This window comes from Cryobacterium levicorallinum, assembly GCF_004402405.1.
Classification (GTDB): domain Bacteria; phylum Actinomycetota; class Actinomycetes; order Actinomycetales; family Microbacteriaceae; genus Cryobacterium; species Cryobacterium levicorallinum.
Genome location: NZ_SOFE01000012.1, coordinates 77,572 through 95,452, shown reverse-complemented (window position 1 = coordinate 95,452; position 17,881 = coordinate 77,572). Strand labels below are relative to the sequence as shown.

Genomic DNA, 17,881 nt, shown 5'->3' with positions numbered 1-17,881 from the left:
GGCAGGAAGACACTCATGACTCTGAAATCAGAATGGGAGATCGTTGGGGCTCCGGTAGATCCGGACACCACCGAACGACTCTTCTTTACCGACGCCGAATGGGACACGGTCGAGGCCGCGACTGCGCGGATCATGCCGACCGATCAGGATCCAGGTGCACGCGAGGCCCGGGTGGTGGTTTTCATCGACCGTTACCTCTCCGGCACAGACTATGTCTACGCAGCCGCCGACGGCAGCGGGTTCCTGAAAATGTCGGGAAAATATGCGGATGCTTGGCGTGCTCGAATGGATGAGATGCAAAATGTGTACCGACACGGGCTCGTCCGGCTCGATGAATTGGCACATTCTGAGTCAGGTCGAAGGTTTGCTGATCTCAGCGACGCAGAAGCCGACCACGTGCTGGAGCTTCTCTCCGGAGCGCCAAAGCCTGGTCAGGTAACTCTCGGCACCAAAGAGCCGGTGACGACGTTCCTGCAGGGGTCTTTTGATGAGGGGCTGGACTTTTTTAGTGCTCTCTGCCTGCACACCCGTCAAGGATTTTACTGTGACCCGGTCTACGGCGGTAACAAGGAACAGATGGGCTGGAAGTTCATTGGATTCCCTGGCCCGAAGTCGCTCAAGGACACCATGGACGGCACCTACAGCACCGCTGAGTACTTCTATCAGGGTGAGTTCGAGTGGGAAGACCTGATTCCGCAGTTGAAGGTCTACCGCGACGCGGGCGGCACGCTCTAAGGAACCTCACCACGGCGGCCCCCGGGAAACTGGTGGCCGCTGTTCACTAGACGAAGGAAAATAATGAAGATCACTGAGGTCAGAGCCTTCCCGGTAGGAGTCGCTCTCGATGAGCCCCTGCGCTGGGGCGCCATGGCGGTCAATTCCAAGGGCGGAATTGTGGTGCGCATTCGCACTGATGAGGGTTTCGAGGGAATCGGCGAAGCCGGGTTCTCATCGGAGTATTTCAGCACCGTCGGGCCCATCATCAATAATCAACTGGGTCCCATGCTTATCGGTCGGGACCCCCAGGATATTGCCGCGCTCTGGCAAGAGATGCTGGATGCGACACACATGTGGGGCAGGCGAGGCATCGAAACCTATGCACTAAGTGGGGTCGACATTGCCCTCTGGGACCTGCTCGGCAAGGTGAGCGGTCAACCGGTGTATCGCCTGCTGGGAGCGGCCAAGTCGAAGGTTCGCGCCTATTTCGCGCCCTCGTTGAAAGCCCCCCATCTGGTGGTGGAAGAGGCCATCCAAGCCGTTGAACAGGGCTTCACTGCCATGAAACTTCGGCACGGTCCTGATCTCAAGGCCGGGGTCGACATGGTGGCCGACGTGCGCGACGCCGTGGGTCCGAACATTGACATCATGGTCGATGCCAACATGGCCTTTGATCGACGGGAAGCGTTGACGTTGGCCCGGGAACTCGAGCAGCTTCAGATTGCCTGGCTCGAAGAGCCAATTCTGTCTCGCAGCCTGACCCAGTACATCGATGAGCACACCTGGCTCTCGGACCGGGTGTCCATAAACCTGGCCGGCGGAGAATCTCTCCTGACCCGATTTGAATACCTTGACCTACTCAAACGTAAAACTTTCGACATTCTCCAGCCTGATTGCACCAGTGTAGGGGGAATCTCGGAGGCCAAGAGGGTCGCCGACATGGCCAGTTCGTGGAACATTGACTGTGTTCCGCACATCGCCTGTTCCTCGGGGACCGGTATCGCTCTGGCTGCCGGACTCCACCTCATTCTTGCCTGTGAGAACGCGCCGATGATCGAATATGATGCCTACGGTGGTCCCGGTTGGGACGGTCTCTTGGCGTCTGCTCCGCTGTTGAAGAACGGTTTCCTCGAGGCGACGGATGCCCCCGGTCTGGGAATCGAATTGACCGCGGATGCCTACGGTCGGTTCGCGCTTCAGGCCATTCCCGCCTTGTTGTGATGAGCGTGTCATTACGCCCGCTCCGGTGAGAGGTCACTAAACTTGAGACTTCATATCTTCAGACCACCAATAGGTGAACCGCACCTTTTTTCCAAGCAATTTTATCTTGATCAGGGAGACCCGCGATGAGTGCCAACAAAATGATCGAACGCGTACCGCGGGTCAAGTTGGCAGACGCCGTGGCTCTCCAACTTGAGCGGCTCATTATTGAGGGTGAATACAAGATCAGCGAGAAGCTTCCCCCGGAACGCGTTCTGGCCGAGAACTTTGGTGTGGGGCGCAGCTCTATGCGCGAAGCCCTTCGCATGGTGGAGGCGGGCGGCCTGCTCAGGACTGACCACGGTGTGGGTGTCTTCGTCGTGAGTAACGAGAAAACAACGTTACTGCCCTCGGACATGATTCTGACGGGTGATTACACCGTTCCAGACCTCTTTGAAGCACGGTTGGCTCTGGAACGGGAAGGTGCCTCACTCGCGGCCAAGAAAATCTCCGCAGAACAGGTGGCAAATTTGCACTCACTTCTTGAGCAGGCCGCGGTTCCGGGCATCACCGATTATGAATTCATCAAGCTGGACGGACAACTTCATCAGGCGATTTCAGCCGCTAGTGGAAATCAGCTTCTGGTTGACCTGTCCAAGAGCATTGAGCACTTGTTCGTGGTCTATTCTCATCGGGTGATTCGCTTGCCAGGCCGCCGGAAAACAGCCCATGCCGGCCACGTGCTCATTGTGGAGGCTGTGGCCGGGGGAGACTCGGCCGCCGCTGAAATTGCCGTGGCCAACCATCTAGCCGAAGTTCAGAAAGACATTGAAGTACACCTTGAGGCTGTCTTATAACAGAGCTGTCTGATCGTTTTCCGCCGGTGAAATGTGGCGGTTCAGAGTCGTTCAACACGCCCTGAATTCTCTTGACAGGGGAGAATTGTAATCGAAGAGTTCAGACCACCTGATTTCCAACTAACCTGAACACCCTGTTTAGGTGGTACGAAACCGTGACGGCACCCGTCGTCCTGACAGACATGCAAAGGAGCATGAATGTTTCCCTCCAACGTGACAGCAGCCACACAGGTCGGCCTCGCTGCCGAGGCGCCAATTGTGGAAGCTCGCCGACTGGGCAAGCGTTACCCCGGAGTCATCGCCCTCGACGACGTGAGTCTGTCGCTCCGCGCAGGAGAGATCCACGCTCTCCTCGGAGAAAATGGGGCGGGAAAATCGACCCTGATCGGTCTGCTCTCTGGTCTCTCGAACCCAGATAGTGGCGAGTTGCTGGTCGACAATAAGACGCGCAACTTCACCAGCCCGCGACAGGCTCAGGACTTGGGAATCAGCACGATTTACCAGGAGCAGACCCTCGCACCGCACCTGACGGTGATTGAGAACGTCTACTTCGGTCGCGAATTGAAGCGCGGTCCGTTCCTGGACGAGCGAGCCATGCGGCGCCGTGTTGAATCGCTCTGCGAAGAATTCGGATTGAGCAAAACAGATTTGGATTTACCGACGGGCAGCCTAGGTGCCCTCAAACAGCACGTGGTGCAGATTCTCAAAGCGCTGGCCTTCGACGCACGCGTCGTCATTCTCGATGAGCCGACATCCGGTCTGGAAGACAGCGAACGGCAGATGCTTTTTGACCACATGAGGCGTATGCGGGAACGAGGAGTGGCCCTGCTCTGGGTGACTCACCGGCTCGACGAACTTTTCGGCCTGGCCGACGTGATTACCGTTCTCCGCGACAGCCGCTGGGTCGCTCATGTGGCGCCGACGGACCAGACGCCCGACTCGCTGGTGCGACTGATGGTGGGGCGCAGCCGTAATCTGGCCGAGTCGTCCACTGTGCACGATGGCCGCGAAGGGTTGTCCGATACAGAACAGGCAGAGGTTCTTAAACTGACTGAGGTTACCCGACTGCCTTTGCTGCGGGACATCTCGCTCACCGTGCGACAGGGAGAAATTCTCGGCATTGCCGGGATCGCCGGAGCCGGCCGCACCGAACTGGCTCGGGTCATTCTGGGCGCCGACCGCACTGACAGCGGAGAGGTCTTTGTTCGAGGCCGCAGAGTACTGATCAGAAATCCCCGTCAGGCTACCAAACTCGGAATCTCGCTCGTTCCTGAAGAGCGAAAGACACAGGCCATTCTGGGCTCCATGTCGATCGCCCAAAACATCTCCATTTCCAGCCTGGACGACGTCTCCACCGGCACCATCGTGTTGAACAACCGCAAGGAAAAAAACGCGGCCAATCGCTTTGTCACTGAACTGCGCATTCGATGCAGTGGTGTGACGCAGAAAATCGGCACTCTCAGTGGCGGAAACCAGCAAAAAGTGATTATCGCCCGAGCCCTCTTCAATAAGCCTTCTCTGCTCATATTTGATGAGCCCACCCAGGGGATCGACGTCGCCGCCAAGACCGAAATTTACCGTCTGATCTATGATTTCGTCGATAAAGGCGGGGCGGCGATTGTGATCTCCTCTGAATTACCTGAACTGGTGAACCTCAGCGATCGCATTGTCGTGATGCGTGAGGGACGCCTGGTGGGAGAACTCACTGGACAGCGCAGGAATACGACTGGCGGCACCGACAACGAACTGGCGGAAAAAATTATGGCCATGGTGGCTGGAGTAACAGAGCAGAGCCGAGTAGCGGAGGAAACACCATGAGCGTGCGTACGCGATTGACCCAGACGTTAGCGATTGACGGGCTGCCGGTCGCGGCCGCTCTGGCGCTGGCTGTGGTCTTTTTTTCTCTGGCCTCACCGTTCTTTCTCACCCAGGAGAACATCTCGAATCTGCTGACGCAGTCACTGTTCGTCATCATTCTCGCGGCGGGCATGACCTTCGTGCTTATCGTCGGCGGTTTTGACCTCTCCGTCGGCGCAGCCACGGGACTGAGCGCTGCGACGACGATGCTGGTTCTGATGAACGGCGGGGCACTGCCGCTGGGTATTCTGGCGGGCATCGCCACGGGTATGGCTTTTGGAATTATCAACGGCTTTTTCATCGCGGTGATGGAGATCAACGCATTCATCGTGACGTTGGCGACGCTCAGCATCGGAGCCGGCGCCCTTCAGGTCCTCACGACAGGAACCCAGCTCACCGGCGTGTCACTGCCCGCGTTTGCCTGGCTCACCAAGGGGAGCATCCTCGGAATCCCCACCGGGGTGGTGATCACTCTGGTGATCGTGGCTGCGCTGGAGTGGGTGCTTCTATTCACGACGTTTGGCCGAACGATCTTCGCCGTGGGGACAAATCCTCGGGCTGCCTTTTTGGCGGGAACGCCGGTGCGGCGCCTGACTTTCAGCGTGTACCTGTTGTCCGGAACGATTGCCGGCCTGGCCGGCGTTCTCCTGGCTTCTCATCTGAACTCCGTGCAGCCAGGCCTCGGCCAGGGATATGAACTCAGCGCGATCGCGGCCGCGGTTTTGGGTGGCGTATCGCTCGCCGGTGGCCGTGGCAGTGTCTGGCGCGCGGTGATCGGTGCACTCTTCCTGGCGACCATGGCCCAGGGGCTGCAGCTCATCGGGGTGGATCCGCTCTGGTTCAGCATCGTGACCGGCGCCAGCATCGTCATCGCCGTTGCGTTCGACCGTGCGGTGCAGCAATGGGTGATCAAACAGCTGGCGGCAGCCACCACCAAGCGTCAGATTTTCGATGACTCGGATGCCTCAGCGTCTGTGTCTGCCGACGCGCCCACAACATCCGCTACTCGTTCGTCTGTGAGGAACACGAAATGATCGCCATTACTGCCCCGAGCCAGCGGTTCAGCCGTCTTCTGGCCAACCCGAGTGCGGGAGCCATTCTCCTGCTGGTCATTCTGATCGTGGCCATGTCGGTGGCTTTCCCCAACTTCTTTACCGGGATCAATGCCGGCAACGTCTCCAACCAGATGGTGTTCGTGCTGCTGCTGGCGTTGGGGATGACCGTGGTGCTGATTACCGGCGGGATCGATTTGTCGGTCGGGTCCGTGATGGGCTTGAGCGCCGGCATCGGTGCGTACACGATCACCAGCGGCGCCCCCCTGGTGGTGGGTCTGCTGACGACGATGGCGGTCGGTGCATTTCTCGGCCTTATCAACGGGATCATGATCACCAAGTTGGGTTTGCCTGATTTCATCGCCACCCTGGCAATGCTCGGAGTTGCCCGCGGCGCTCTATTTTTGTGGACCGGCGGGGTGCCGATTATCGGCTACATGCTGCCGGAGTACTACGTCATCAGCGGCCTCAGCCAGCCATTTGGCTTCATCACCGTTCCCATTCTTATTGCCATTGTTGCGGTTGTCGTGGTGGCCGTCGTGCTGAAGTTCACCAGTTACGGACGGCACGCTTACGGTCTGGGCAGCAGCCCCCATGCAGCCGTGCTCTCCGGGGTACCCGTTGCCCGCATCAAGGTGATCGCATACATGATCAGCGGGTTGATGGCTGGCGTGGCCGGAATGATTATGGCCGGTCGAAACACCACCGTCGCCCCGACCATGGGACTCGGCTACGAGGTCGCCGCCATCGCCGCTGCGATCATCGGGGGCGCCGCACTTGGCGGGGGCCGTGGATCTGCCTTCGGGGCGGTCATCGGGGCGCTGGTGCTCAGTATTACTGCGAATGCCATCAATATCGCCGGGGTGAGTTCGAGTTGGCAACAAGTTGTGACCGGAGGAGTTCTTCTCCTGGCCGTCGTCTTCGACCGAGTGAGCTCGCTCATCAGAGCTCGCTCGGCCCGACTCGCGACCAGGCTGGCACACGCCTGATCTTCACCGGTACACCCGACCCGTCAAAGATGACGAGCGGAAATTCAATCAACACAGCGAAAGGTAAAAAAGTGTCTGACACGAAAATCATTTCAGAGGTCAAGAAAAATGGAGTTTCTCGCCGCAGCCTGCTCACTTCGATGGGACTGGGCGCGGGAGTCATCGCCACGACCGGTCTTCTGTCGGCTTGCTCGACCGTTGCCCCCACCGGATCAGCCGCGGCAACGGGCGGCGCTGCCGCTGCCGGCAGCATCGGCGGCTCCGTTTACGACGCTGAAATTAAGAAGCTCGTTGCTGGTCGAGAGCTTCAGGTTGGCTGGACGCCTCCGATTCTCTCGGAGTTTTTCAACCAGATGGAAAATGCCGCCTTCGGCCGGATGGCAGAACTTGAGGCAGCCTACGGGGTGAAGTGGAAGTGGGAACGCTCCTCCCCCACGGGAAACTTTGATGCCGTCGAGCAGCAGATCAGCACCGTACGGGGCTGGACCACCCGTAAATTCGATGCAGTTCTGGTATGCACCGGGGCAAACTTCGCCACGATGCAGGACGTCTACACGGAAGCGGCCGACAGCGGGACGTCGGTCTTCCAGTTCAACCAGCCGGTAGAAATCTACGAGCCCGATCAGATCAGCACCGTCTCCAACATCGGTTATGACAACCGCTCGCAGTCAGGTTACCTGGCTGGCAAGTTCATCGCCGACACACTCGGCGGCAAGGGCAAGGTCATTCAGATTATGGGACCGTCTGGTTCGGACTGGACGAAGGCACGCCTGATTGGTTTCGCCAAGGCTATGGCAGAAAACCCGGGCATGGAGGTTGTCGGCAGTGCTGACGGCGGCTACGTTCGTGAAAAGGGTCTGAACGCTGCTCAGGACCTGCTCACTCGTTTCCGTGACGTGAACGCCATTTACGGTGAAAACGAGGACATGGCTCTAGGCGCGCTGCAGGCGGTGGAGGCTGCCGGCCTCAAGTTGTGGGACGGCACAGACGGCATCGTCATCATCGGCGCCGACGGTCTGATCTCGGGCATGGACTCAATCGTTGCGGGCAAACTCACTGCCACCATTGACGTGGGATCGGTAGACCAGGGCCGCACCTTCATCGACACGATCTTCCACAACGTCGTGCTGGGCGAATCGGTGGGCAAGTTTATTGAGGTGCCCACCCGGGTTGTGACTAAGACGAACGTCGCGGCAGCCCAGGCCTACATCAACAATGCGCTGAAGCCCGCCAAGACCTACTGATCCTCCGGATTCGATCGGTCTGGCTGTTTGAGCTGGTCCGAAGAATCATTCTGTCACTGACATCAAAGGAAAAAACGACACTATGGTACTTCGGGCCAGCTCTTCAGCAACTCCTCCCTCTTCTAATCTTCTCGAGTCGCCTCTCATCGCTGTTTTGAGAGCACGGCAGGCTTACGACTACGATCCCGTTGTAAAAATTCTTGTTGATGCGGGCATCCGATCTCTTGAATTTACGCTGAGCACTCCGGGAACTCTCGAACACTTTTCCGCGCTCCGCCAGATCGTTCCGACCACGGTCGACCTCGGCGTGGGAACCGTCACCGATCTCGAACAGGCCGAATTCGCACTGGATGCCGGCGCCGAGTTTCTGGTGACACCCACCACGAACCTCAAGATCGTCGCGCTGGCCTGCCGTCGTGGTGTGCCGATTTACCCGGGCGGGCTCACCCCGACAGAGCTGCACGCTGGCTGGACTGCGGGCGCCACGGCCGTGAAGATTTTTCCTGCCTCGACGGTGGGCGTGATTTATCTGTCCCAGCTTCGTGGGCCCTTTCCTGATATTCAGGTCATTCCGTCGGGCGGGGTCGAGATGGCCGATGTGGAGCCCTGGCTTCAGGCCGGAGCGCTGGCAGTTTCGCTGGGTGGACCGCTGATCGGTAATGCGTTCTCCGGCGGCAGTCTGACCGAATTGGCAGAACGGGCTGAACACGCCGTGAACCTGGTGAGCGGTTTCAGGAGTGAGTCATGACTGCCGGCGCGACACCGGGAGGAGTGCTGACCTTCGGCGAGACGATGGGGCTTTTTCGAGACCCGCAACCCGGCATGCTGGCCCTCAGCCGCAGCGTGCAGCTAGGGATGGGGGGTGCGGAGAGCAATGTGGCGATTGCCCTGAAGCGTCTGGGTACCCCGGTGACCTGGGTCGGTCGGGTGGGCCGCGACAGCCTGGGAAACCTCATTCAGCGGGAGCTGGCCGCCGAAGGGGTGAACGCGATCATCACCGTTGACGAGGACGCCCCCACTGGACTCATGATTAAGGAACGACGGATGGCCACCGCTACCCGGGTCTGGTACTACCGGGCCGGAAGCGCCGGTTCTCGGCTTGAGCCCTCAGACATCCCGGCTGACGTCATTCGTCAGGCGAGCTTGCTGCATGTCACCGGTATCACTCCGGCGCTCTCGGAATCAGCGGCACAGGCCACCCGTCATGCCATGTCTCTGGCGCGGGACGCCGGAGTGCTCGTCTCCTTCGACCTGAACTATCGATCACGGTTGTGGAACGCCCAGGCGGCAAGGCAGAGCTATCGCGACCTGATTGCCCTCGCCGACATCGTCTTCGCCGGTGAAGACGAAGCCGAGATCGCCGTGGGGCGTGCCGACAGTGTGGCTGAGACCGCCCGTCTGTTGGGCGAACTGGGACCGCGGCAAGTGATCATTAAGTTGGGGGATCGTGGCTGCTTCGCCCTTGTTGACGGGGTCAGTTATGACCAGGTGGCCTTCACTGTCACCGTGGAAGACACCGTCGGTGCCGGCGACGGATTCGTCGCCGGTTACCTGTCTGAAGTTCATCGCGGCTCTCCTGTAGCGCTGCGCCTGCAGACCGCGGTGTCTGTGGGTGCCTTTGCCTGCACGGTCGCCGGGGACTGGGAGGGTATGCCCCTTCGCAGTGAACTCGGTCTCCTCGCGGCAACCGAACCCGTCATTCGTTGAGGGCCGGCCGCTGAGCGCCGGCCGTGGCTCTAACCGGCGAACCGGTGCGGGGCTAGTCCTGTCACGTGTGGGTCGACGGCGAAGATCGCGCCGGCGAGTGGTTCGTCGTGCATGAGTTGTTCAGGTGTCAACCCTGCACGGGCCGATGTGATGAAAAGCTGATCTAAGCGAGCGCCGCCGAAGGCCACACTCGTGACGCGAGTGACCGGCAGGTCAACGACCGTCAACAGCTCACCCGCTGGGCTGTAGCGGAGCACGCTGCCGCCGTCCCACATGGCAACCCACAGGCAGCCTTCCGCGTCGACGGCCATGCCATCGGGGGTGGCCACGAGGCCGGGAGTCTTCACCAGGGTGCGACGGCCGCGGAGCGTTCCGGCGCCGGGTTCAAAGTCATAAGCATCAATCTGTCGGGTCAGGGAATCGATGTAATAGAAGGTCCGACCGTCCGGGCTCCAGTCCAGACCGTTGGAGATCGAAACCGGTGAAACCATGCGATCTGCGGCCAGATCTGCAGAGACGCGGTACAGACTGCCTGCCCCCGGAACTAAATCAGCATTCATGGTGCCGACCCAGAGCCGGCCGTCTGCATCACAGGCGCCGTCGTTCATCCGGTTCGATGCTCGGTCTGCTTCGACGGGGGCAACGAGTTCGAACGCACCCGTTTCCAAGTCTGCGTAGCCGATCCCGTCGCGCACCGCACACACGACGCCGCCGGACCGGCGGCCGACCACGGTTCCCACCGGTTGCCCGACAGCGATGCTGTGGTCTGTTCCGGATGCCGGGTCAAAGTGGTGAATTTCACCCTTCGAGATGTCTACCCAGAGCAACTCGGCTCGTTCGGTGTCCCACCAGGGGCTTTCGGCCAGTTCGGCTGCGGCTTCGAGGGCAACTTCCACCCCGGCAGATGCCCGAGAAGCTCGAGTGTTTGCAGCGTGCACGGGTCAGCCCAGAGTTGTCATGGCGGCCCGAATGATCAGAGCCATCGACGTCGCCCCCGCATCGGCATAGCCGATGGTTCGATCGCCGAGATAGCTTGCACGTCCTTTGCGGGCAGCCAGCGCCACCGTGCCGTCCCGACCGGCGTCTGCGGCGGCAGACGCGCTGACCAATGCACGGGCCAGCGTGTCACCGGCCGCCAGCGCTTGGTCCAGGGCAGTGATGGCCGGAGCGAGAGAGTCGTAGAGCGTTTTATCGCCGACCTGGGCGGAGCCGCGATCCACAATTCCCTGCCCACCGGCGCGGAGCAGCTCAGCAAAACCGGCAGCATCCAACACGCCGTTCGGCCCGCTCGTCACAGCCATTCGCAGAAAAAAGGTGCCATAGAGGGCGCCGCTGGAACCGCCGACCACGTCAACGATTGTGGAGCCCACGTGTTTGAGGAGTTCCCGCGGTGAGTCCAGCTGGTCAAGGAATCCGATCGCCATCACGGCAGTGAACCCGCGTTCGAGGTTGGAGCCGTGGTCGGCGTCGCCAGCGGTCGCATCGAGGTCGTTCAGAGCGTCGGCGTGAACGTTGATCAGGCGGGCACATTCGGTGACCCACGCGGTCAGCTGTGCCGTGGTGATCTGGTCGTTCATGCTTCTGCTCCCCAGGTGATTGAGGGGGTGCGCACCGGCGCATCCCATAAAACTGTCAGGTCATCGTCGAGCTCCAGAATGGTCAGGGCAGCTCCGGCCTGATCGAGTGAGGTGACGAAATTTCCGACCAGACTGCGTACCGGCTCCAGTCCTCGAGCGCGAAGCAGCCGGTCACACTCGCCGTACAGCAGGTACAGCTCGCTGAGCGGGGTCGCACCCATTCCGTTCACCAGGACGAGCAGCTGTGCGCCAGGGGAGGGCTGCAGATCGGTCACGACCTCGGAAACCATGGCGTCGGCTATCTGGTGCGCGTCTCTCATGGCCACTCGTTCCCGACCAGGTTCGCCGCTGATACCGATTCCGAATTCAATCTCGCCGTCGGGCAAATCGTAAATAGGTTTTCCGCGAAGTGGGGGTGTGCAGGAGCTCAGGCCCACACCGAACGTACGAGCGCGGTCAGTGACGCGGCGGGCTATTGCCGTGACGGAGGCAAGGTCGTCACCACGTTCGGCCGCTGCACCCGCGATCTTTTCGACCAGCACGGTCGCGCCGAGTCCCCGTCGTCCGGCAGTTCCGGGCATCTGCGGGATGGAGACGTCATCGGTGACGAGCACTGAGTCGATTGCGATGCCTTCAAAGGCGAGCAGCTCTGTGGCCATGCCGAAGTTCATCACCTCTCCACTGAAATTCTTGATGACATGCAACACCCCGGCACCACTGTCAGCGGCCAGCGTGGCGGCGACAATTTGCTTGGGAACTGGGGACGTGAATATTTCACCGGGGCAGGCGGCGTCGAGCATGCCGTGGCCTACGAACCCCGTGTGCAGCGGTTCACAGCCGGAGCCGCCGCCGGCCACCAGACCGACCTTGCCTGCTCTGGCGCGCGTGGTTCTCACAACAATGCGTCGCTCGGCATCGAAGGTCACTGTCGTCGGGTGAGCTGCAGCCAGGCCGACAAGATAATCGGTTACTGCGTCTGCGGGATCGTTCATAAACTTCTTCATCGAAGTGTGCCTTCGTTTCAAGGTGTTGCTCATGAGTCAGTCCGAGGCAGTCCAGGTGATGCCGCGATTTTACGCTGAAAAGCAGGTGATCAGGTGGTCTGAACACTATGCAAAAACGAGGACGATGTCAAATGCCACTGATTTCGAAGAAACAGTATCGCTCTCCCGACGCCGCCGAGCCGGGGGAGGGTGACAACGCCAGTGGTGGAGAAACCCTCGCCGCCGAGTGGCTCTTTAACTCGTTGAAAGCCGCACCTTCACCTTGGGAGTTGTCTACCTTTGGCATCGTGTGTATGTACACGGTCCGAAAGTCGCCACCAAACGATGAACGCAGCACTGGTCGCGTGGGGACCCGTGAACCGTTAGGAGATCATCCGTCATTGTCACCCAACGAGTGTCAGCGCGGAGACGCACCGGGCATTAGGGAGGAATGGACATGAGAATTCTGTCTTGCACCTAGTGTCTCCTAACGGATTGAGTCAGATTGTGATCGTCCGGAGGATGACTCCGCCGCGGTAGTTGACGGCGAGCTTGTCGTATCGGGTCGCGATGCCGCGCCATTGTTTGAACGCCTGAAAGCATCGCTCGATCACGTTGCGGCGCTTGTAGGCCTCCTTGTCGAATCCTGGTGGCCGGCCGCCTTCTCCTCCCCGCCGTTTGCGGTTGGCGATGTGGTCGGATTTCTCCGGAATCACGGCTTGGATACCGCGGTCGCGCAGAAGCTTTCTGTTCGCCTTTGACGCATAAGCTTTGTCAGCCATGGCGCGATCAGGCTTGGTCCGAGGACGCCCCGTGCCGCGGCGTGGCACTCTCAAGCTCGACATTACGCGCGGAAACATGGGCGAGTCACCGCCCTGCCCCGTACCCAGAAGAAGGACGAGAGGACGCATATTCGCGTCGCACAGCGCGTGGATCTTCGTGGTCAAACCACCCCGTGACCGGCCAATTGCATGATCAGGTGGCTCGACAAGCAGATTCGTGTAATTTGACAGTTGCCCCCGTGGCCCGGCCGAGGTTCGTGCCGTGTTGATGCGCCCGGTTCACGGTCGAGTCCACCGACGCTTCCCACTCGATCAGCCCGGCGGCATCAGCCTGAGACAGCAACTCTGTGAGGATCTTGTTCCAAGTGCCGTCGCCGCTGAACCGGTGGTGCCGCTTCCATACCGTCTGCCACGGACCAAAACTCTCCGGCAAATCCCGCCAAGGAGTCTCGGTTCGATACCGGTAAATGATCCCCTCCACCACGCGGCGATGATCCTGAAAGGGGCGGCCACCCTTCGCCGCAGCAGGCGGCATCAACTGCTCAATCAACGACCACTGCGAATCAGTAAGGAAAACGGTGCGAGTCACATCTAAATGCTCTCACAACCAACTCACTGGGTTAAGAGACACGCCCTAGGTGAGTGCCGCTCGCGGCACTCCGTGGGTAGGGGGTGCCACGAACGGCAATGGGTGCCGTGAGCCTGATGTGACCACTGGGCGGTGGGCTGCCGTCCTCTAGGCTGTGGGAATGCCCATACTGTTGCAGCTTGACTCGTCCGCAGACCTCGTGACTTCGCGGTCGCGGGCTATCACGGCGACCTTCGCCGATACCTGGCGCAGTCTCGGCGCCGACCACACAGTCGTTCACCGTGACCTGCATCGCGAACCGCTGCCCCACCTGACGGATGCCGCGCTACACTTTCCGCCCCGGCTACGCCCCGTGGATGCGAACCCGAGCGCGGAGCAGGAGGCCCTGCAGCAGGTTTTGATCTCGGAACTGGTCGCCGCTGACGTGCTGCTGATCGGCGTTCCGCTGTACAACTACTCGATGCCGTCGACCTTGAAAGCGTGGATCGATTACATCCACCTGCCGGCGGTGACCGCTCCGTTCGACGACCCAGCCAGCCAGCAGCCACTGGCCGGTCGCCCGGCCGTGCTCGTTTCGACTCGCGGCGGGGTTTACGACGCGGGAACATCCACGGAATACGACGATCACGCACTGCCCGCGCTCAGCCTGATTCTGGCGGACGCACTGGGAATGACGCTCGAAACGATCGTGGCCACCCGCACGCTGAGCGAACGATTCGGCGCCCCCGCCGACGAGGTCGCCAAGCAGCACCAGGAACTGGCGGCCGCCCACGCGTCCGCTGCGCAGGCCGCCCGCCGCCTGGGCTGACCCGCCCTCGATCGGCCGGCTAGTTCATTCCAGAGCGGCTGCGACGTGCCCGGCCAGCTCCAATACCTGGTCGCGGTCGGTGGCTTCTACCGGCCGTTGTCCGTTGATGAACGTGCCCAGTCGCACCCAGTCATCGCCGACGATGAAGTCGACCGAGCAAGCCGAGATCGTGCCGACCGGGCACAGGAGATAGGCCTGTTCGGTTACTCCCGCGACATCGACGGGCTCGTGCGCCGCCCAGACGCCGCTCTGCACCTGAGCGGAATCGAAAGCCCACGCACCGTGCGGCAGCATCTCCAGGTTGGCGAGGGCTGCGTCGGAACCGGCGGGCCCCACGATGCAGCGCGTCACCCCAGCGAGCGTCGCCGCTCCGGTCATGACGCTCCAACCGCCGCCGTGGTAAGTGGTGTGCACGGGCAGCTCGGCCGCCTGGAAGACGGACTGCACGGTTGCAGCCGGCAGGATTACCTCGCAGTCGGTGCGTGCAGCGACTGCGGCAACGGCCGGCGTGGTGTTCGAGGCCGCGGCGGTGGCGACCCGTTTGGTGATGGTGCGGAGGACCGGCGCTGCGAGCGCCAGCACATCGGCGTCGGAGGCCGGATCGGAAACGTTGGCCCCCTCCAGAAATACTTCGATCCAGGCCTCGCCGACGACAATGTTGGACGTGCACAGGCCGGAGTGCGCGAAACAGATCGTCCCGGACGAGTCTCCGAATGGCTGGGCGTCACCCTGCGGATGGTCGGCCACATGCAATTCGATCTGCGCGGCCGTGGCATCGGGCAGTACCTGGACGGTCAGTTCGTCATATGTCGGATTGGGAATACCACCCACGGGCACATCGTCATTGCCCCAGGTGCAGCTCAACCCACCGGTGTTCTGCACGGCATACTTCACCGGGGATACGGATGGTGCCCAGTCCAATCGTGGCTCGTAGTCGTTCGCACCGAAAAGCGCCTCCAGTTCGGCGATCGACACCAGGTCGGCGCAGGTCACGTCGAACCGCGAAGCGGGCGCCGACGAGAGCTCGGCCGCCGGTGTTGTCGACGGAGATGTCGACGGTCCCGAGGCAGCTGGCGTCGCCGGGCCCGCACACCCCGTCAGCGCAAGGATCAGGGCAACGGTAATTGGAACCACACTGTTTTTCCCCATGCTGGCAATGTACCAACACGCGCGGACGTGCCGCCAGTCCCTCTGTGTCGTCGGGATGCCAGCGGTCGACCACTACGTCGAACGTCGCGGTCGGGCGTCGCCGATAGGGCATTGGCGGAGCGCTGGTGCGCGGGGCACGAGCGGGTGCAGGGGCTCAGGCGTATATGAGAGGACAAATCGTTTATTACTTCGAGGTCGCTTGACCGCTGCGGCAGCGATTCATGAGTGACATCGGCAGTCTTGCCGCGAGAAGAGACCGTGATGTTGAAGCAATTCGATCAGTGTGTCAATTTTGGTTTCTAGAAATTCTCTGAGTTTTTCTCGCTTTTGTGTTCGATTCGGGGTAGAATCATTGGGAAGGAGGCAATGGCGCCCATGTTCATGGAAAACCCCGGTGAGTCCAGTTCGAACCCCGTTGTTGTGGCGGTGGAGCAGGCGCGGGATGCGTTGTTGGCGGCGTTGGGTGGGCTGTCGTTCGGGTCTCTTGGTGATGAAGAATCCCTGAGTATGCTGCTCGCGCTGGAGAGTGTGGGCCGGGTCGTTGATGGGGCCCGGGTGCTCTCCACGACGGATGTGCTCCGTCGCCCCGAGTACTTTGATGCGGCTGTGGCTAAGAAGGCCGTGGCGACGAAGGCTGCGGCGAAAACGGCGCAGCAGACCGAGGTTGAAGCTTCCGGCGCGGTGTCCCTGGCGCGTCGGCTGGGCTGCCGCAGCGGCCTCGTGTTGGTCTCCACCCTCGCCCGGATCTCCCGCAGCGAGGTTCGGCAGCGTGCCAGCCTGGGCAAGAATGCGGGTGAGCGGATGCTGCTCGACAGGCCCCTGACACCGACCTATCCCGTGGTGGGGGAGGCGTTGCAGGGCGGGGAGCTCGGCGTCGAGCAGGCCCGAGTGATCGTGTCCGTCCTCGACGGCCTGCGCCCGTCGGTGCTGGTCGATGATCTCGACCGGGTGGAGCGGTCGCTGGTAGCGAGCGGTTCCGGTGCGATCACGCCCGAAACCGAGGGGCTCCCGGGCGCGGGGATCGCGTTCGCGCCGGATTTGCTCCGGCAGCAGGGCATTGCGTGGCAGGCGCGCCTGGCGCCCGACGGGTCCGCGCCCGGCGAGGCCACCGCCGAACGGCGCAGCTGGCTCTCTTTCGGTGGGCTGGTAAACGGCGGCTACAGTCTGAACGGCTGGCTGACCACCCTCGACCGTGCCATCATCAGTACCGTCTTCGACGCTTACCTTTCTTCCGCCGCGGCCAACCCCGTTCCCGGCGCCGCTCCACGCGCCAAGGTCGCGTTCCGTGCGACGGACCCGTCCACCGAGGACAGCACCAGCACCAGCAGTGACCAGGACACCGACAGCGATGTCAGCGAACTCACCGAAACCGGCGCCGACTCCGAAAAGGTCGAACTCGATGCCCCAGACGCGCAGACCACGGCGACCGAGCAGGAAGAGAACGGCCAGAACGGCCACGACGAAGGCTGCGACGAGCAGACTCAGGGCAACACCGCCGCGACGGGTGAGGCGGGTGAGACGCTCGGCGCCGGCCAGCCCGCCACGCTCAGTCCCTGCCCGCAGGAACCCGGCGACGTCCGTTCGATCGGTGAGAAGCAGGCCGGCATCCTCCGTGCGGTCTTTGAGGCGGCTGCTCGGCAGCCGGGAACCCCGACGATGGGTGGGGCCGCACCGACGGTGCTCGTGCATATCAACATCGACGACCTCCTCGCCGGGCGCGGTGCTGGCTGGATCGACGGCATCGACGGCCCCCTCACCGTCAAACAAGTCGACGAGCTCCTCTGCGCCGGCGGGTACCAACCCGTGCTGTTCGGCCACCAGGGTCAGGTTTTGCACCTCGGCGACTCCAACCGGTTCTTCACCGCGAGTCAGCGCCGGGCGTTGGCGGCCCGTGATGGTGGCTGTGTCATCCCCGGCTGCACGGTGCCGCCGCACCTGACGCAGGCGCACCACGTCCTAGCCTGGAACAAGGGCGGCCGGACCAATATCGACAACGCGGTCCTGCTCTGCAACGCCGGGCATGCCAGCATTGAGACGTCCGGCTGGGAGATCGACATGCGAGACGGACGTCCCTGGGTGCGCGGCCCCCTCCTCTTCGACCCCACCCAAACCTGGCGCCCCGCCGGTCAGAACCGTGCCGCCACCCCGGCAGAAAAACCCCATTGGGAGAAGTAGCGCCACCGCTGGACCAGACGCCGAGACTGGGTCGCGTCGTGCCTATGGCGGTCTCGGCAGGCTCGACCAACGGCTGGTGGCATTCGAGAGGCTGGAGGACGTCGTGCCGACGGCGGACGTCGTGCCGACGGCGGACGTCGTGCCGACGGAGGACGTGGTGCTTATGGTGGTCGCGACGGGCTCGACCGACGAAGT

General features: G+C 61.6%; 16 protein-coding genes. 11 read left to right on the top strand and 5 right to left on the bottom strand.

Annotated elements, in window-relative coordinates; genetic code table 11:
- Positions 1–15: 15 nt before the first annotated feature.
- From E3O11_RS07040 to E3O11_RS07000, 9 genes are all read left to right on the top strand, one after another.
- Positions 16–735, top strand: a complete 720-nt coding sequence (locus E3O11_RS07040) for a gluconate 2-dehydrogenase subunit 3 family protein (RefSeq protein WP_092450919.1) — start codon at positions 16–18, stop codon at positions 733–735.
- A 63-nt stretch (positions 736–798) separates the two neighbouring features.
- Complete coding sequence (locus tag E3O11_RS07035; protein ID WP_092450917.1) at positions 799–1,938, top strand: mandelate racemase/muconate lactonizing enzyme family protein; 1,140 nt, start codon at positions 799–801, stop codon at positions 1,936–1,938.
- 125 nt (positions 1,939–2,063) lie between these two features.
- Entirely contained in the window at positions 2,064–2,774 is a 711-nt protein-coding gene (locus E3O11_RS07030; RefSeq protein WP_092450915.1) for a FadR/GntR family transcriptional regulator, read from the top strand.
- Between the two features lie 198 nt (positions 2,775–2,972).
- Positions 2,973–4,592, top strand: a complete 1,620-nt coding sequence (locus E3O11_RS07025; RefSeq protein WP_092450913.1) for a sugar ABC transporter ATP-binding protein — start codon at positions 2,973–2,975, stop codon at positions 4,590–4,592.
- On the top strand, positions 4,589–5,665 hold the full coding sequence (locus tag E3O11_RS07020; RefSeq protein ID WP_092450911.1) for an ABC transporter permease: 1,077 nt from the start codon (positions 4,589–4,591) through the stop codon (positions 5,663–5,665). Before E3O11_RS07025 ends, E3O11_RS07020 begins: the two co-directional genes overlap by 4 nt.
- Positions 5,662–6,672, top strand: a complete 1,011-nt coding sequence (locus E3O11_RS07015) for an ABC transporter permease (protein ID WP_092450909.1) — start codon at positions 5,662–5,664, stop codon at positions 6,670–6,672. The genes E3O11_RS07020 and E3O11_RS07015 overlap by 4 nt, the downstream gene beginning before the upstream one ends.
- 29 nt (positions 6,673–6,701) lie before the next feature.
- Positions 6,702–7,916 (top strand): sugar ABC transporter substrate-binding protein, encoded by a 1,215-nt coding sequence (locus E3O11_RS07010; protein WP_092450907.1) that lies wholly within the window; start codon positions 6,702–6,704, stop codon positions 7,914–7,916.
- 82 nt (positions 7,917–7,998) lie between these two features.
- A complete protein-coding gene (locus tag E3O11_RS07005) occupies positions 7,999–8,664 on the top strand; it encodes a bifunctional 4-hydroxy-2-oxoglutarate aldolase/2-dehydro-3-deoxy-phosphogluconate aldolase (RefSeq protein ID WP_092450905.1) in 666 nt (221 codons plus the stop codon).
- Positions 8,661–9,623 (top strand): sugar kinase, encoded by a 963-nt coding sequence (locus tag E3O11_RS07000; RefSeq protein WP_092450903.1) that lies wholly within the window; start codon positions 8,661–8,663, stop codon positions 9,621–9,623. Before E3O11_RS07005 ends, E3O11_RS07000 begins: the two co-directional genes overlap by 4 nt.
- A gap of 29 nt (positions 9,624–9,652) precedes the next feature.
- On the opposite strand, the gene E3O11_RS06995 is transcribed toward E3O11_RS07000, so the two are convergent.
- From E3O11_RS06995 to E3O11_RS06980, 4 genes are all read right to left on the bottom strand, one after another.
- Positions 9,653–10,519 (bottom strand): SMP-30/gluconolactonase/LRE family protein, encoded by an 867-nt coding sequence (locus E3O11_RS06995; protein ID WP_166787520.1) that lies wholly within the window; start codon positions 10,517–10,519, stop codon positions 9,653–9,655.
- A gap of 45 nt (positions 10,520–10,564) precedes the next feature.
- Entirely contained in the window at positions 10,565–11,200 is a 636-nt protein-coding gene (dhaL, locus tag E3O11_RS06990) for a dihydroxyacetone kinase subunit DhaL (RefSeq protein WP_198415564.1), read from the bottom strand.
- Positions 11,197–12,204 (bottom strand): dihydroxyacetone kinase subunit DhaK, encoded by a 1,008-nt coding sequence (gene dhaK / locus E3O11_RS06985; protein WP_092450900.1) that lies wholly within the window; start codon positions 12,202–12,204, stop codon positions 11,197–11,199. Before dhaK ends, dhaL begins: the two co-directional genes overlap by 4 nt.
- Positions 12,205–12,683: 479 nt before the next feature.
- A protein-coding gene (locus tag E3O11_RS06980) for an IS5 family transposase (RefSeq protein ID WP_166787519.1) occupies positions 12,684–13,554 on the bottom strand; the annotation gives its coding sequence in 2 pieces (ribosomal slippage) (positions 12,684–13,193 and positions 13,195–13,554; 870 coding nt in all).
- Between the two features lie 160 nt (positions 13,555–13,714).
- Between E3O11_RS06980 and E3O11_RS06975 the strand changes: the two genes are divergently transcribed.
- Complete coding sequence (locus E3O11_RS06975; protein WP_092450898.1) at positions 13,715–14,362, top strand: FMN-dependent NADH-azoreductase; 648 nt, start codon at positions 13,715–13,717, stop codon at positions 14,360–14,362.
- 24 nt (positions 14,363–14,386) lie between these two features.
- On the opposite strand, the gene E3O11_RS06970 is transcribed toward E3O11_RS06975, so the two are convergent.
- Complete coding sequence (locus E3O11_RS06970; protein WP_139226655.1) at positions 14,387–15,511, bottom strand: hypothetical protein; 1,125 nt, start codon at positions 15,509–15,511, stop codon at positions 14,387–14,389.
- 366 nt (positions 15,512–15,877) lie between these two features.
- On the opposite strand from E3O11_RS06970, the gene E3O11_RS06965 reads away from it, so the two are divergent.
- Positions 15,878–17,686 (top strand): HNH endonuclease signature motif containing protein, encoded by a 1,809-nt coding sequence (locus E3O11_RS06965; protein ID WP_092450894.1) that lies wholly within the window; start codon positions 15,878–15,880, stop codon positions 17,684–17,686.
- Positions 17,687–17,881: the final 195 nt, after the last annotated feature.